Annotated in this window: 8 protein-coding genes; 6 read left to right on the forward strand and 2 right to left on the reverse strand. The window is 68.6% G+C overall.

Going from position 1 to position 13,757, the window contains the following annotated elements; genetic code table 11:
- Positions 1–135: 135 nt before the first annotated feature.
- Both ACZ60M_RS10785 and ACZ60M_RS10790 read right to left on the reverse strand, forming a co-directional pair.
- Complete coding sequence (locus ACZ60M_RS10785) at positions 136–1,830, reverse strand: type 2 periplasmic-binding domain-containing protein (RefSeq protein WP_465416892.1); 1,695 nt, start codon at positions 1,828–1,830, stop codon at positions 136–138.
- 236 nt (positions 1,831–2,066) lie between these two features.
- Positions 2,067–4,118 carry a glycoside hydrolase family 36 protein gene (locus ACZ60M_RS10790; protein ID WP_465416894.1) on the reverse strand — a complete coding sequence of 684 codons (2,052 nt, stop codon included), beginning with the start codon at positions 4,116–4,118 and terminating at the stop codon, positions 2,067–2,069.
- 437 nt (positions 4,119–4,555) lie between these two features.
- Here ACZ60M_RS10790 and ACZ60M_RS10795 point away from each other — a divergent pair, with 437 nt between their 5' ends.
- The 6 genes from ACZ60M_RS10795 to ACZ60M_RS10820 all read left to right on the forward strand — a co-directional run bounded on the left by ACZ60M_RS10795 (position 4,556) and on the right by ACZ60M_RS10820 (position 13,722).
- Positions 4,556–6,235: a cellulase family glycosylhydrolase gene (locus ACZ60M_RS10795; RefSeq protein WP_465416896.1), complete on the forward strand. Its 1,680-nt coding sequence runs from the start codon at positions 4,556–4,558 to the stop codon at positions 6,233–6,235.
- Positions 6,236–6,381: 146 nt separating this feature from the next.
- Entirely contained in the window at positions 6,382–8,901 is a 2,520-nt protein-coding gene (locus ACZ60M_RS10800; protein WP_465416898.1) for a glycosyl hydrolase family 95 catalytic domain-containing protein, read from the forward strand.
- Positions 8,894–9,880: a LacI family DNA-binding transcriptional regulator gene (locus ACZ60M_RS10805; RefSeq protein WP_465416900.1), complete on the forward strand. Its 987-nt coding sequence runs from the start codon at positions 8,894–8,896 to the stop codon at positions 9,878–9,880. The genes ACZ60M_RS10800 and ACZ60M_RS10805 overlap by 8 nt, the downstream gene beginning before the upstream one ends.
- Positions 9,881–10,083: 203 nt before the next feature.
- A complete protein-coding gene (locus ACZ60M_RS10810; RefSeq protein ID WP_465416902.1) occupies positions 10,084–11,055 on the forward strand; it encodes an ABC transporter permease in 972 nt (323 codons plus the stop codon).
- An 11-nt stretch (positions 11,056–11,066) separates the two neighbouring features.
- Positions 11,067–12,032, forward strand: coding sequence for a carbohydrate ABC transporter permease (locus ACZ60M_RS10815; RefSeq protein ID WP_465416904.1), 966 nt, complete (start codon positions 11,067–11,069; stop codon positions 12,030–12,032).
- Positions 12,033–12,090: 58 nt separating this feature from the next.
- On the forward strand, positions 12,091–13,722 hold the full coding sequence (locus ACZ60M_RS10820) for a type 2 periplasmic-binding domain-containing protein (RefSeq protein WP_465416906.1): 1,632 nt from the start codon (positions 12,091–12,093) through the stop codon (positions 13,720–13,722).
- The last annotated feature ends 35 nt before the right edge of the window (positions 13,723–13,757 follow it).

Genomic DNA, 13,757 nt, shown 5'->3' on the forward strand with positions numbered 1-13,757 from the left:
ACGCGCCCTTCTTGGGTGTGACGGGTGATGGAGTGGGCTCTTCTTGGCATTTTTACCGTGGTCCATCAGCTCTCGGCCGGGTTCTGGTGGGTGCCGGGGGGGGGGCGGCGGGGGGGGGGGGCGGCCCGGCACGGGTCACTTCTCGTTGAGGCTCTTGTAGATGCCGGTGTAGAACTCGCGGGCCTCTTCGCCGCCGTTCGCCATGAACGTCGCGACGATGTCGGGGATCGTGGCGAGCTCCGCGCGGCCGTAGGCGATGTCGTTCTGCTGGTCGGAGAGGGTCTGCGCGGCGGACTTGGCGGCGGCGGGGGCCTCGACGCGGACGCCTTCGAAGAGGTTCGGCACGATGTACTGCTGGGCGGCGGCGTTCCACTCGAAGTGCGCCGCGACCACTTCGGGGTCGCCGGTGAGGAACTTCTGGACCTTGCCGGAGAACATCTTGAGGTTGACGGGGGCCTGGACGATCTTGGCGCCGTGCTCGGTGTGGACCGGGGTGCCGTTCGCGTCGTACGCGAAGTCGGTGCCTTCGACGCCGTACTCGATGAGCTCGAACTCCTTGGTGCCGAACGGCGCGGAGCACCAGTTGGCGACGTCCAGGATCTCCTCGACCTGCTCCTTGGAGAGGTCCTTGTTCAGGAAGGTCCAGCCGTCGACGGAGCTGTTCGCCGTGGCGACCGGGGTGCGCCCCTTCGCGCCGAGCAGCGGGAGCGGGGCGACCGTGCCCTCGGCGGAGCCGTTCTTGACCAGGGCGGTGTACTCGTACCAGCGGACGAGGTTGACCTGGGCGAACAGGGCCTGCCCGGCCGCGTGGAGGGCGTTGCCGTCCAGGGTTCCGGTGGGGGCGTCGGGGTGGATGAGCTTCTCGTCCCACAGGGTACGGCGGAACTCCATGAGCTCGGTGAACTCGGGCCGCTCGGAGTCGTGGACGAGCTTCTCCTGCTCCTCGTCCCAGGACCAGCCGTCGGAGCCGACCAGGCCGAACTGCTGCGGCAGGATCCAGTCGACGCCCGGGAACGCCCACCTGCCGTTCGCGTCGTCGGACCAGGCGCGGCAGGCTTCCAGCAGCTCTTCCACCGTGGTCGGCATGGCGATGCCGGCCTCCTCCAGGAGGTCCGTGCGGGCGAGGATGCCGTTGCCGATGCCGCCGTTGAAGGTGGAGGGGATGCCGTAGATGCGCGCGGTCTCGGGGTCGGCCGGGTCCTCGGACCAGACCGACTGCGCCCACGAGGTGGTCGGGAGTCCGGCGAGGAGCGGCCAGCGCTCGGAGATGTCGCCCTTGACGATGTCGGTGAGGTCGTAGAAGGAGTTGACGACGGTCTCGGGGAAGTTGGTGTGGGAGCCGAGCATCCAGTTGAAGAGCAGGATGCCGTCGCCGTACTCGTTGGCGGTGAGCCATTGGACGGACGTGTCGGCGTAGGTGTTGCCGTCCGCCTGGCGGAGGTTGATCGTGGTGCCGCCCCAGCCGTCGCGGAGCGCGGCGAAGTAGGGGTCGTCGTTCGACGGGGCCTCGCCCCAGAACGGCACGGTGATCTCGTAGGTACCGCTGCCCGATGCGACCTCGGTGACGCCCTCGACCGGCTCGGGGTACGAGGTGAACGCCGACGGGTGGTTCGGCGGCTCGCCGACCAGGTCGGGCTCGGCCGGGAGCGGCCATTCCTTGTACTCGGGGAGGAAGTCGAAGCCCTCGGTCTGCTGGGTGGAGCCTTCGCCGGTCTTCAGGTCGGAGCAGGCGGCCGCGAAGGGGAGTCCCGCGGCGCCGATCGCGCCGAGCCCGGCGACCTTGAAGAGCGAGCGGCGTCGCACCGGCTGTGCGGAAGAGGAGTCGGGCACGTCATCGGCCTTTCACTAGTGCTGCCGCGAAGGGTGGCCCGGCAGCGAGGGATCTATAAATTTGGATATGCCTTCAAACAAACGATAGTGAGGTAGGTGCCCCGAGGCAAGACTTCAAGGGCTTAAAGATCAGATGAATCCTGAGCAATATGAGAACGATGCCAAGTCGTTACCTGGAAAACGCTGCCATAACGCATGGGCGACCACGAGATCACCCTGGATACATCTGACCTCTCCTATCGCACTTCGAAGATCCGCGCGGCCGGACCGGCGGGCACTCGGACCACCGGCGCCCCGCCGTCCTCGCGGACCTGCCAGTGCGGCAACGCGAACGGATAGACCTGTTCGAGCCTCCGACCGGCCAGGCCCGGCAGCGCGACCTCGGCGGCCCCGCCGCGCGACCACACCGCCAGCAGCGACCGGGAGTCCGCTTCGAGCTGGAGCGCCACGACCTCGTCGTCCCAGCCGGGCAGCCCGAGCGGCCACGCCGGCGTCGAAGCGGCGATCAGCTGCCGCCAGTCCTTGTGCAGCGCCACCGCTTCATGCACCAGCGCGAACTGCTCCGCGCTGAGCTCGTTGAGGAAGCCCGAGAGGTAGGTCCGGCCCATGACGCCCGCCGTCATCGCGAACGCCGTCTCCTCCAGGCTCATCGACGCCGCCGGGTACGCCCAGTTCCCCGCCTGCTCCGGCAGGACGCTCGCGGGCGCGGCCGCGGCGATCGGCGCGTACAGGCGGAAGTCCTGCTGGTCGCTCGTCGACTGCAGGTGCGCCACCGAGAGGATGCCGTAGTCCATCCGCATCGCGCCCGAACCGCAGTTCTCGAACAGCACGTGCGGGTGCCGGGCCTGGACGCCCTGCAGCCATTCCCGGAAGGCCCGGGAGTGCCCCAGGAGCCCGGCCCCCGGCGCGGTCGCGTCCACATCGGTCCCGACGCCCGGGTTCGTGTTGTAGTCCAGCTTGAAGTACGCCAGACCGAACTCGTCGACGAGCCGGTCCACCGTCTCGTCCAGATGCGCGCGCGCCGCCGGGTGCCGCAGGTCGAGCTGGAAGTGCCCGCCCTCGCTGACGCGCCTGCCGAACCGCTGGAAGAACGCCTCGTCAGGCAGCCGCTTCGCCATCGGCGACTCCGTCCCCACGGCCTCGGGCTCGAGCCACAGGCCCGGCCGCATCCCGTTGGCGCGGATGGCGTCCACGAGCGAGAGCAGGCCGCCGGTGAACCGCCCCTCGGCCTCCCGCCACTCGCCCGCGTTCGTCCACCAGTCGCCCTCCATCGCCGCGAACCAGCCCGCGTCGATGCAGAAGTACTCCGCGCCCGCCGCGGCCGCCGCCGGGATGAGCGGCATCAGCCGCTCCGTCGTCGGCCAGCCCATGAGCGTGTTCATGAAGTCGTTGTAGACCACCGGAAGCCGCAGGTCGACCGCGCGAAGCTCGCGGATCGCCCGCCGGTAGCCGGTGAGCGCCGCGAACGCCGCGTCCCGCCCGCCGTCCGCCACGCACAGCCCCGCAGGCACGCTCTCGAATTCCTCGCCGGGGGCCAGCCGCGCCGCGAACTGGTGGTACAGGTCCGTCGCGCCGTGCACGCCCACGGTCACCGGGTCGCCCGTCTGAGCCACCTCCCAGTGCCAGCCAGCGCTCGTCTCCACCTGCCACGCCAGCGAAGGCCCGCCCGCGTTCACGAGCGCCCCGGTCGGCAGGAACGACCCGCTCGACCAGCTCCCGTGGCTGGTTACCGAGAACAACCCCCGCGAATACTGCTGGTGGAACGCCACATTCAGGTCCGGCAGCAGCTCCGCGAGCGGACGCTGGCGCCAGCGACCCTCGGCCAGCCACTCGCTCTCGCCCCAGAGCAGATCGTGCGCGCCGTCGGGGACCGCCACGAGCGCGGAGCTCACCGAGAGCAGCACGATCTCGTCGGTTCCGGTGTTGCGCACGGTGTGCCGGATCTGGAGGCCGGGCCCGGCAGCCCGGAACGCGCTGGAGACTTCGAGGCCGGACTCGTTGTCGCGCTGGCGGATGCGCAGCTCGCCGCCAGCGGCCTCATGGCCGGCGTACCGGAGCCGCGACCCGGCCGCCGAGTGCAGCAGGGCCTGGTTGTTGCGGTGGCGGTGGTCGCCCGCGGTGATGACGTCGACGATCTCCCAGGGCGCGGCGGCAGACGGCGCGTCCGGTCCGGTCGCCAGGCCGACGAGCCGGACGGGGCAGCCCTCGCGATGGTCGAACCGGAGGTGCAGCCCGGGACGGGCCCACTCGAAGCCCGGTTCACGGTCGCTGGGTGCGGCGGCTTCCATCAGAACACTCCAGTATGGATTGAGAAATCAACATGAATGAACACATCAACCTAGCCCGAAGCCCTCGCGAAATCAAGGCGTTGAGAGGCCCAAAGGCTGGATGAATCTAGGTAAGCGTTGACAAATTTTCGGAAACTATTCGCGCAAATCGCTATAAAACGGTTATTTCTTCCAGGACATCGAGCCTGCTTCGAAAAATTGGTTGGATCTTTCCTTAACCTGCGTAACTGATAGACCGACTAGAAATTTTAGTTTTATCGGCCGACCAAACATTGACAACGGCCCAATGCGCATTGCAGTATTTCCATATCTCGCCCTTCGGCAATCCGGTCCGGCGGCGGGAGCCCGGCATCCACCCGACGCACCAGCCCCGCGGCAGCGCCGCGGACCGTCCCAGGTGCGCAGAAAAAGGGGAAACTCCTTTGATACGCAAGGCAATGAGGCTGCTCCTGGCAGCCCCGGCCGCCCTCTCCCTCATGGCCGTCCCGGCTGCCTCACAGGCCGAGGAGCCTGTGGTGGCGACCCTCGACGCCCAGGAGATCGTGGCGGCGATGCAGCCCGGCTGGAACCTCGGCAACTCCTTCGACTCCGCGTGCTGCGGCCCCGACGAGACCTCCTGGGGCAACCCGCGGACCGACGCGGGGCTGCTGGAGTCCCTGCGCGAGCAGGGCTTCAACTCGATCCGCATCCCCGTCAGCTGGGGCAACAACACCGGCGAAGCGCCGGAGTACCAGGTCGACCAGGTGTACATGGACCGCGTCCAGGAGGTCGTGGACCTGGCCCTCGACGAGGGCTTCTACGTCATGATCAACATCCACCACGACTCGTGGCAGTGGGTCAAGGACCTGCCCGCCAAGCACGACGAGGTCATGGCCCAGTACGACGCGATTTGGACCCAGATCGCCGGCACCTTCCGGGACTACCCGCAGGAACTGGTCTTCGAGCCCATCAACGAGCAGTCGTTCGAGGGTGCCGCGAACGCCGAGGAGCAGTACGCCTACCTCGGTGAGCTGAACGCCTCGTTCCACGAGATCGTGCGCGAGTCCGGCGGCAACAACGCCGACCGGCTGCTCGTGCTGCCGACGCTCTACACCGGAGCCGACCAGGGCGCCATGGACGCCCTTGCCGCGCAGATCGAAGCGCTCGACGACCCGATGCTGGCCGCGACCACGCACAACTACAGCTTCTGGCCCTTCAGCGTCAACATCGCCGGGTACCCCGAGTACAACGAGGAGGTGCAGGACATGCTCGTGGAGAACTTCCAGAGCCAGGTCGACACCTTCGTCTCCCAGGGCATCCCGGTCATCATCGGCGAGTACGGCCTCCTCGACGGCTACGAGACCCGCGTCGAGCGCGGCGAGGTCCTCAAGTTCTTCGAGCACTTCGGCTACCTGGCCCGCACCACCGGCATCACCACGATGTGGTGGGACAACGGCACGCACTACGACCGCTTCCTCCACAAGTGGCGCGACCAGGAGCAGTTCGACTACATCTCCAGCGCCTGGGAGACCCGCTCCGGCACGGCCTCCTCGGACCTCGTGTTCGTCGAAGCCGGGAACAAGGTGCAGGACGAGACGGTCACGCTGAACCTCAACGGCCTGGACTTCAGGGCCCTGTACTTCGGCAACACGAAGCTCAAGGCGGGCAAGGACTACGTGCTGGAAGGCACCACGCTGACGCTGAAGCGGAAGCTCCTGGAGCGCATCCTCGGCGACCGCGAGGTCGGGACCAAGGCGCAGCTCTCGGTGCGCTTCTCCGCTGGCATGCCGTGGAAGCTCAACGTCGTCAATGCGGCCGACACAGTGCTGTCGGACGCCACCGGTACGACTGCGGGCCTTGAGATCCCCGCTTCGTTCAACGGCGACGTGGTCTCCACCATGGAGTCGAAGTACGCGGACGGCACCAACGCCGGGCCCGCCGACTGGACCGCGTTCCAGGAGTACACCTACTCGTACAAGCCCGACTACAAGAACGGCGTGTACAAGCTCACCAAGGTGTTCCTGGAGTCGCTGCGCGACGGCGAGGCGGTCACGCTGACCGTCCACTTCTGGAGCGGCAAGACCCTCCAGTACACCGTGACCCGCACCGGCGACACCGTCACCGGCACCGCGGTCTGAGGGTCTACCCCCGGGACAGGGGCGGCGCGCTCGCGCGCCGCCCCGTTCGCGGGCCCGGGCTCTGGGACAGTGCGTCCGGAGTGTTGACCAAGCGATGCGCGACGCCTACCGTGAAGGTTCACGGAAACCGTCTCAAAGGAGTTGCGATGCGCGAAGAGGCGCAGCAGAGCGAGGCGCGGACTATCGCGCTCGACCGGCCCGCCGAGGGCTTCCACGAGACGTTCCTGCTGGGGAACGGGGCCTTCGGGGCCACGTTCGGCGGCGGCCGGGGAGTGGAGGAGTTCGACCTGAACCTCGACACCGTCTGGTCCGGCGGGCCGGGCGGAGGAGCGAGGCACGAGGCACCGGCCGGTGCGCTGGAACAGCTGCGGGAGGCGGTCGCGGCAGGCGACCACGCCACGGCCGACGCCCTCGCCCGCGAACTGCAGGGACCGGGCTGGACCGAGTCGTACCAGCCGCTCGGACGGCTGCGGTGGACCTGGGGGACAAGCGAAAGCGACCCCGGGCGAGGGTCGGCGGGGGCCGCCGGCAATGCCGGGGTCGGCGGCACGGTCCTCGCGAGGGTCCCGGAAGGTGTGCGCGGCGCTGGGCGGGACGCCCACGGCGGCGGCGCGAACCGATCGACGGAAGCGCCGGTCGTTCTCGGTCGTTATCGCCGGTCGCTTGACCTTGCCTCCGCTACCGCCCTCGTCGAAGTCGGCCCCGAATCCATGGCCGCCTTCGTGAGCGCCCCTGACGGCGTACTCGTCGCCGAAGCGCACGGTAGCGGCTCAGGGGCCGTCGACTTCCTCTCGCCCCACCCCGGCACCGACATCACCCGGTTCACCGCCGACGGCGCCGACTGGCTCGTCGCCACCGGCCGCGCCCCGAGCACCGCCCTGCCGAACTACGTCGACGACCCCGAACCCGTCCGATACGACCCCGAGCACCCAGCGGCGGACGGCACGGTCGCGGCAGGGATGGGCTGGGCCGTCGTCGCGGCCGTGACCGGCCCGCCCGGCTCGCGCCGCCTGATCGCCTCGGCCGCCAGCGGCTTCCGGGGCCACCGCAGACGCCCCAGCGCCGACCTCGCGGCCCTCGCCGTCGAAGCCACCGTCCTCGTCCGCGAAGCGCTCGACACCAACGGGGACACCTTGCGGCAGCGGCACATCGACGACTACACCGCCTACTTCGACCGCGTCCGCCTCGACCTCACCGCCTCCGGCGACCCGGCCGCGTCCGCCGCACAGCGCTACTTCGACTACGGCCGGTACCTCCTCATCTCCTGCAGCCGCCCCGACACGCAGGCCGCGAACCTCCAGGGCATCTGGAACACCGACGTGCGCCCCGGCTGGAGCTGCAACTACACCGCGAACATCAACGTCGAGATGAACTACTGGGGCGCCGAGGCCGCCGGGCTCCCCGAACTCGCCGAACCGCTCTTCGACCTCGCCCGCGACCTCGCCGAAGCGGGCGCGGGCACCGCGACCGACGTCTACGGCGCGAACGGCGCGACCGCCCACCACAACACCGACATCTGGCGGTTCACCGCCGCCGTGCACGGCGAACCCCAATGGGCCAACTGGCAGTTCGGCCTCGCCTGGATCGCCGCGCACCTCGGTGAACGCCTCGACTACGCCTGGTCCGACGAGTTCGCCGAGAAGACCGCCCTGCCGGTCATGCGCGCCGCCACCGCCTTCGTGCTCGACCAGCTCGTCGAAGACCGGGACGGCACCCTCGTCGCCAGCCCCTCGACCTCACCTGAACACCGGTTCCTGGACGGCGCCGATACCGGCTGCGTCACCGCCGGGTCCACTCTCGACCAGGAGCTCACCGCCCAGACCCTCGACCGGTACCTCCGCCTCGAACCCGACGGCGACCTCGCGACCCGCGCCCGCCTCGCGCGGACCTGCCTCAAACTCCCCGGCATCGACCCCGAAGGCCGACTCCGCGAATGGGCGAACCCGCTGCTGCCCAGCGAACTCGACCACCGGCACCTCTCCCACCTCTACGGCGTCCACCCCGGCACCCGGATCACCGAGACCGCCGCGCCCGCCGAGTTCGAGGCCGCCAAGCGAGCCCTCGCCTACCGGCTCGAGCACGGCAGCGGCTACACCGGATGGAGCCAGGCCTGGGTGCTCTGCCTCGCCGCGCGCCTGCGCGACGCGGCACTCGCCGAGCGCTCGATCGGCGTGCTCGTCAACGAGCTCAGCTCACCGTCCCTCATGGACCTCCACCCGCACGGCGGCTGGCCCGCCGGGGTCGTCTTCCAGATCGACGGGAACCTCGGCGCGGTCGCCGGGCTCGCCGAACTGCTCCTCCAGAGCCACGACGGCGCGCTCTCGCTCCTGCCGACCCTCCCCGGCTCCTGGAGCGCCGGAACGGTGTCCGGCCTGCGCGCCCGCGGCGAAGCCGCCGTCGACCTCGCGTGGTCCGGCGGCCGGCTCGACCGCGCGAGCATCCGCTGCGGCAGCGACCGCGACCTCGTGATCGAATTGGAAGCCGACCTTCGCTTTCGCGTCACCGACGACGCGGGCGCCCCCGTCCCGACCGCGCCGGCCGGGCCCGCGCCGTCCGGCCGGACGCGCTGGCGCTGGCCCGCATCGGCGGGCGCGGCCTACGAGGTGCAGGTCGGCCAGGCGATCGACGCGGACGAGTGGAACGTTGAAGGGAAGACCAGTGGCTAAACGGGTGACGATCCTCGATGTCGCAGCCGAGGCCGGGGTGTCGCGGCAGACCGTGACCCGGGCGATGAACGACATGGGCGACATCAACGAGGCGACCCGCCGGAAGGTCCTGGAGGCCGCCGAACGCCTCGGCTACCGCCCGAGCCGCCACGCGCGCAGCCTCGTGACCCGGCAGAAGACCCACGCGGTCGGACTGTTCGTGGCCTCGTTCCGCAACCCGTACTACACCGACATCGCCGGGGACATGCTCGAAGGGGCCGCCGCTCGCGGCTGGCAGCTCATCATGGCCTCCGGCGACTCGGAACTCGAAGCGCTCGCCCTCTTGTCCACGCAGGTCGACGTCGTGATCGGGCATTTCAGCCACCCCGACGAGGAGCTGCTGAAGACCTCGCGCGGCGTGCCCGTGATCCGGCTGGAGGAGGCGAGCGCGCTCCCCGGGGTCCACTCGGTCGAGATCGACCTCAGATCCGGTCTGCGGGACGCGATCCGGGAGCTGCGCGAGCGGGGCTCGCGCAAGTTCGGGATGGTCGAGTCCGCGTACTCGATGCGCCACCACGGGGTCTACGGGCCCTCGCCGCGGCGCGGCTGGTTCGAGGAGGAGGTGGGCGACCAGCTCACCTGCGTCGTACCGGGGGAGGAGTCGATCTCCGGCGGCGGCCGGGCCTTCGCCGACCTGATGACCCTCGCCCCCGACACGGACACGGTGCTGGTCTTCAACGACCTCATGGCGCTCGGCGCGGTGCACAGCGCGCACGTGCTCGACATCGACGTCCCCGGCGACGTGAGGATCGTCGGGATAGACGGCCTGGCCCTCGGCGAGGCGGTCGAGCCGCAGCTGAGCACGATCGCGCTCGACCGGCAGGGGTTGACCACGAACACCCTTGACATCGTGGAGGTCCTGGCCAAGGCCGATTTCGCGAGGATCGACCCGGTCAACCGGGTCGTGCCCTCGAAGATGCTCTGGCGCCAGTCGGCCTAGCGGCCCTGGTCGGGCCGTAAGGCACCGCGACCGAATCGAAATCCTACAGGATATTGACAGGGGCTGATCCGGTCCTTTACCGTGAACCTTCACGGGAATTCCCGTGAAGGTTCACGGTCCGGGCATTGTCGCGAAGGAGCGGTCATGAAATCGAGGCAGCCGAGGCGCCCTCTCAAGGGACGCAAGGCGAGAGCGGGGGTCCGATGACCGCCGTGGCAGAAGCGCCGACCCCGGTAGCGGCCGAGCGGAAGCAGCGGACGCCGCGCCGGAGCAAGACCCTCGGGCGCCGCATCCGCCGCCACTGGCAGCTGTACGTCCTGATCGCGATCCCCTTGGCGCACTTCGTGGTCTTCAAATACATCCCGATGGCGAACTCGGTCATCGCGTTCAAGGACTACAACGTCGTCCAGGGCATCTGGGGCAGCCCCTGGGTCGGGATGGAGCACTTCCAGAACTTCTTCGGCAACCCCCTGTTCTGGAAGCTCATCCGCAACACCCTCATCCTGAGCCTCTACGCGTTCCTCGCGGGCTTCCCGATCCCGATCCTCCTCGCCCTCGCCCTCAACGAGGTACGGCGCCGCTTCTTCAAGCGGACCGTCCAGATGGTCACGTACGCACCGCACTTCATCTCCACGGTCATCGTGGTCTCGATGGCGATCCTGATCTTCTCGCCGCAGATCGGCCTGGTCGGCAAGATAACCGGCTTCTTCGGCCTGCCGGAGACCAACTTCCTCAACGACCCCGGCTTCTTCCGCCACCTCTACGTCTGGAGCGATGTGTGGCAGACCGCCGGGTACGCGGCGATCATCTACATGGCCGCGCTGGCGGGCATCGACCCGAGCCTCTACGAGGCCGCGCGTATCGACGGGGCGAGCCGCCTCCAGAAGATCTGGCACGTCGACCTGCCCGGCATCATGCCCACGGTCGTCATGGTCCTCATCCTCAGCGTCGGCGGCATCATGGCCGTCGGCTTCGAGAAGGCGTTCCTGCTGCAGAACCCGCTGAACCTCTCGCAATCGGAGATCATCTCGACCTACGTGTACAAGATCGGCCTGCTCAACGCCGACTTCAGCATGTCCACGGCCGTAGGGATGTTCAACTCCGTCATCAACCTGGTGCTGCTGCTCGCCGTGCACTTCACGGCCAAGCGGACCACCGGCTCCGGACTCTGGTGAAGGGAACCCCGATGGCACTCACCTCCTACGCCGAGACCGAGACCGACGAGGCCGCGCAGCCGCAGCCCAAGGGCCGCTCCCCGCGCCGCAGGTCCACCCACGTGCAGGACACCCTCGTCGACCGCGTCTTCATGGCAGGCGTCTACCTCCTGCTCACGACCTTCCTGCTCGTGATCCTGGTGCCGCTGGTCAACATCGTCGCCAACTCGCTCTCCAGCCCCGGAGCGGTCAACAGCGGCGAGGTCTTCCTGTGGCCCGTCGACTTCACGCTCGTGGGCTACCAGACCGTCCTGAGCGACCCGGCGATCCTGCGCGGCTTCATGAACTCGTTCATCTACACGGTCGGCGGGACCCTGCTCAGCCTCGCCCTCACCGTCGCGATCGCCTACCCGCTCTCGCGCCGCCAGTTCGTGGGCCGCAAGACGATCATCACCGGCATCCTCTTCACGATGCTGTTCGCAGGCGGCATGATCCCCATGTACCTGGTGGTCCAGTCCCTCGGGATGCTGAACACCCGCTGGGCGCTCATCGTGCCCGGCGCGATCGGGGCCTGGCAGGTCCTCATCGCCATGACCTTCTTCCAGAGCCAGATCCCCGACAGCCTCTACGAGGCCGCCGAACTCGACGGCGCCAGCGACTTCCGCATCCTGTGGTCGGTGGTCCTGCCGCTGTCGAAACCGCTCCTCGCCGTCATCGCGCTCATGTACGCCGTCGGCACCTGGAACTCCTATTTCGACGCGCTGATCTACCTGCGCGACCCCGAACTCCACCCGTTGCAGCTGGTACTGCGGAACATCCTGATCCTCAAGACCCAGACCAGCGGCCTCTCGGCCTCCGAGCAGCTGGAAATGCAGCAGGTCGCAGACCTGATGAAGTACGCCCTCATCGTCGTCTCGACCGTCCCCGTCCTCCTCGTCTACCCGTTCGTCGCGCGCCACTTCACCAAGGGCGTGATGATCGGCGCCGTGAAGGGCTGATCCCTAAGGGACACACCGGCACTGGTCCGACCTCTCAATGAAGAAAGGCACACCTCCAATGCAACGCAAACTACTGGCGGCGACAGCCGCAGCAGCGAGCTTCGCCGTCCTGGCCGGCGCACTCGCCGGCTGCTCGAAGGAACCCGAGACCTCGCCCGACGGCGTCATCACGCTCTTCGCCCCGCAGTGGCCGGATGACGACCTCGACAAGAACGCCTTCACCAAGCACCTCGAAGAGCAGTTCGACGTCGACCTCCAGTTCGAGACCACCACCTACGACGGCGGCCCCGCGGCCGAGAAGCGGCAGATCTCCCTCGCCAGCGGCGACTACCCCGACGCCTACATGCTGGTGCCGTGGGTGACCCAGTTCAGCCGCGCCGAACTCGAGCAGCTCGGCTCCCAGGGCGTCATCGTCCCGCTCGAAGACCTCGTCGCCGAGCACGCCCCGAACATCACCGCGGCCTTCGACAAGGTCCCGGACTACCAGGCGCGCGCCTTCAACAACGACGGCGTCCTCTGGGGCCTGCCGCAGTGGAACGACTGCTTCCACTGCTCGTACAGCTCCAAGCTCTGGATGAACCAGAGCTGGCTCGACGCGGTCGGACTCGCCCAGCCCACCACCCCTGAGGAACTGCGCCACGTCCTGGAGGCCTTCAAGACCCAGGACCCGAACGGGAACGGCCAGGCCGACGAGCTGCCGCTGGTCGGCGCCGTCGGCAACCCGATCCTGCCGTACCTGATGAGCCCCTTTGCCTACTCGGGCGGATTCGACACCACCGGCGGCATCCCCGCCTCGCTCGCGGCCGACGGCGACAACGTCGTCCTCCAGCCCTCCACCGACGCGTGGCGCGACGGCCTCACCTACATCCGCGAACTCTGGGAGGACGGCCTCATCGACGACGGCGCCTTCACCCAGAACGGCGAAGCGCTCGACGTGAAGGTCAACAACCCCGACGCCGTCATGGTCGGCGCGTTCACCGGTCAGCAGCCCCCGGGCAATATGGACCTCGACGACCGCAACTTCCAGTACGACGCCGTCCCGCCCCTCACCGGCCCCAACGGCAACGTCGTCTCCTGGTCCGGCGGCGGCGCCCCGGCCGCGTCCTTCGTGATCACGAACCGCGCCAGCGAAGCCAAGCAGCAGAAGCTGATCGAGATCATGGACTACATCTACACCTACGACGGCCACCTCCTCGGCGAGTTCGGCACCGAAGGCGTCAACTGGGCCAAGCCCGAAGCGGCCGACGTCCCGCTCGACGAGACCGTGCCCGCGCTGTTCAAGACCCTGACCCCGCCCGAGGGCGAAGGCAAGAACACCGCCTGGGGCGCCATGGCCCAGTACTTCAGCGACGCCGAGTTCCGCGGCGGCCAGACCGTCCCGACCGACGTCTACACCAAGGAAGGCTACGAACGCCGCCTGTTCGAGGCGTCCGTGCCCTACTCCGAGGCCGACAAGAGCCAGGCCTTCCCGTACTGGGAGGTCTCGGTCACCGGTGACGAGTCGAAGGAGCTCTCCACGCTCCAGACCAACATCGAGACCTTCCTCGCGCAGGCCAACGCCGAGTTCATCACCGGCATCCGCGACATCCGCGACGACGCCGCCTGGGCCTCATTCCAAGAGGAGCTGAACGGCTTCGGCGGCGACCGCTACGTCGAGATCTACCAGAACGCCTGGGACGCAGCGAAGTAGCGAGTCCCACCGCGACGGGCCGCCCGCGCCACCAC

The sequence above is a fragment of the Glycomyces sp. NPDC050141 genome (assembly GCF_055586545.1).

Coding starts and splice junctions, on each gene's coding strand:
- ACZ60M_RS10790 (WP_465416894.1), bottom strand. CDS start 4,118: ATGGAAGCCGCCGCACCCAGCGACCGTGAACCGGGCTTCGAGTGGGCC.
- ACZ60M_RS10795 (WP_465416896.1), top strand. CDS start 4,556: ATGAGGCTGCTCCTGGCAGCCCCGGCCGCCCTCTCCCTCATGGCCGTC.
- ACZ60M_RS10800 (WP_465416898.1), top strand. CDS start 6,382: ATGCGCGAAGAGGCGCAGCAGAGCGAGGCGCGGACTATCGCGCTCGAC.
- ACZ60M_RS10810 (WP_465416902.1), top strand. CDS start 10,084: ATGACCGCCGTGGCAGAAGCGCCGACCCCGGTAGCGGCCGAGCGGAAG.
- ACZ60M_RS10815 (WP_465416904.1), top strand. CDS start 11,067: ATGGCACTCACCTCCTACGCCGAGACCGAGACCGACGAGGCCGCGCAG.
- ACZ60M_RS10820 (WP_465416906.1), top strand. CDS start 12,091: ATGCAACGCAAACTACTGGCGGCGACAGCCGCAGCAGCGAGCTTCGCC.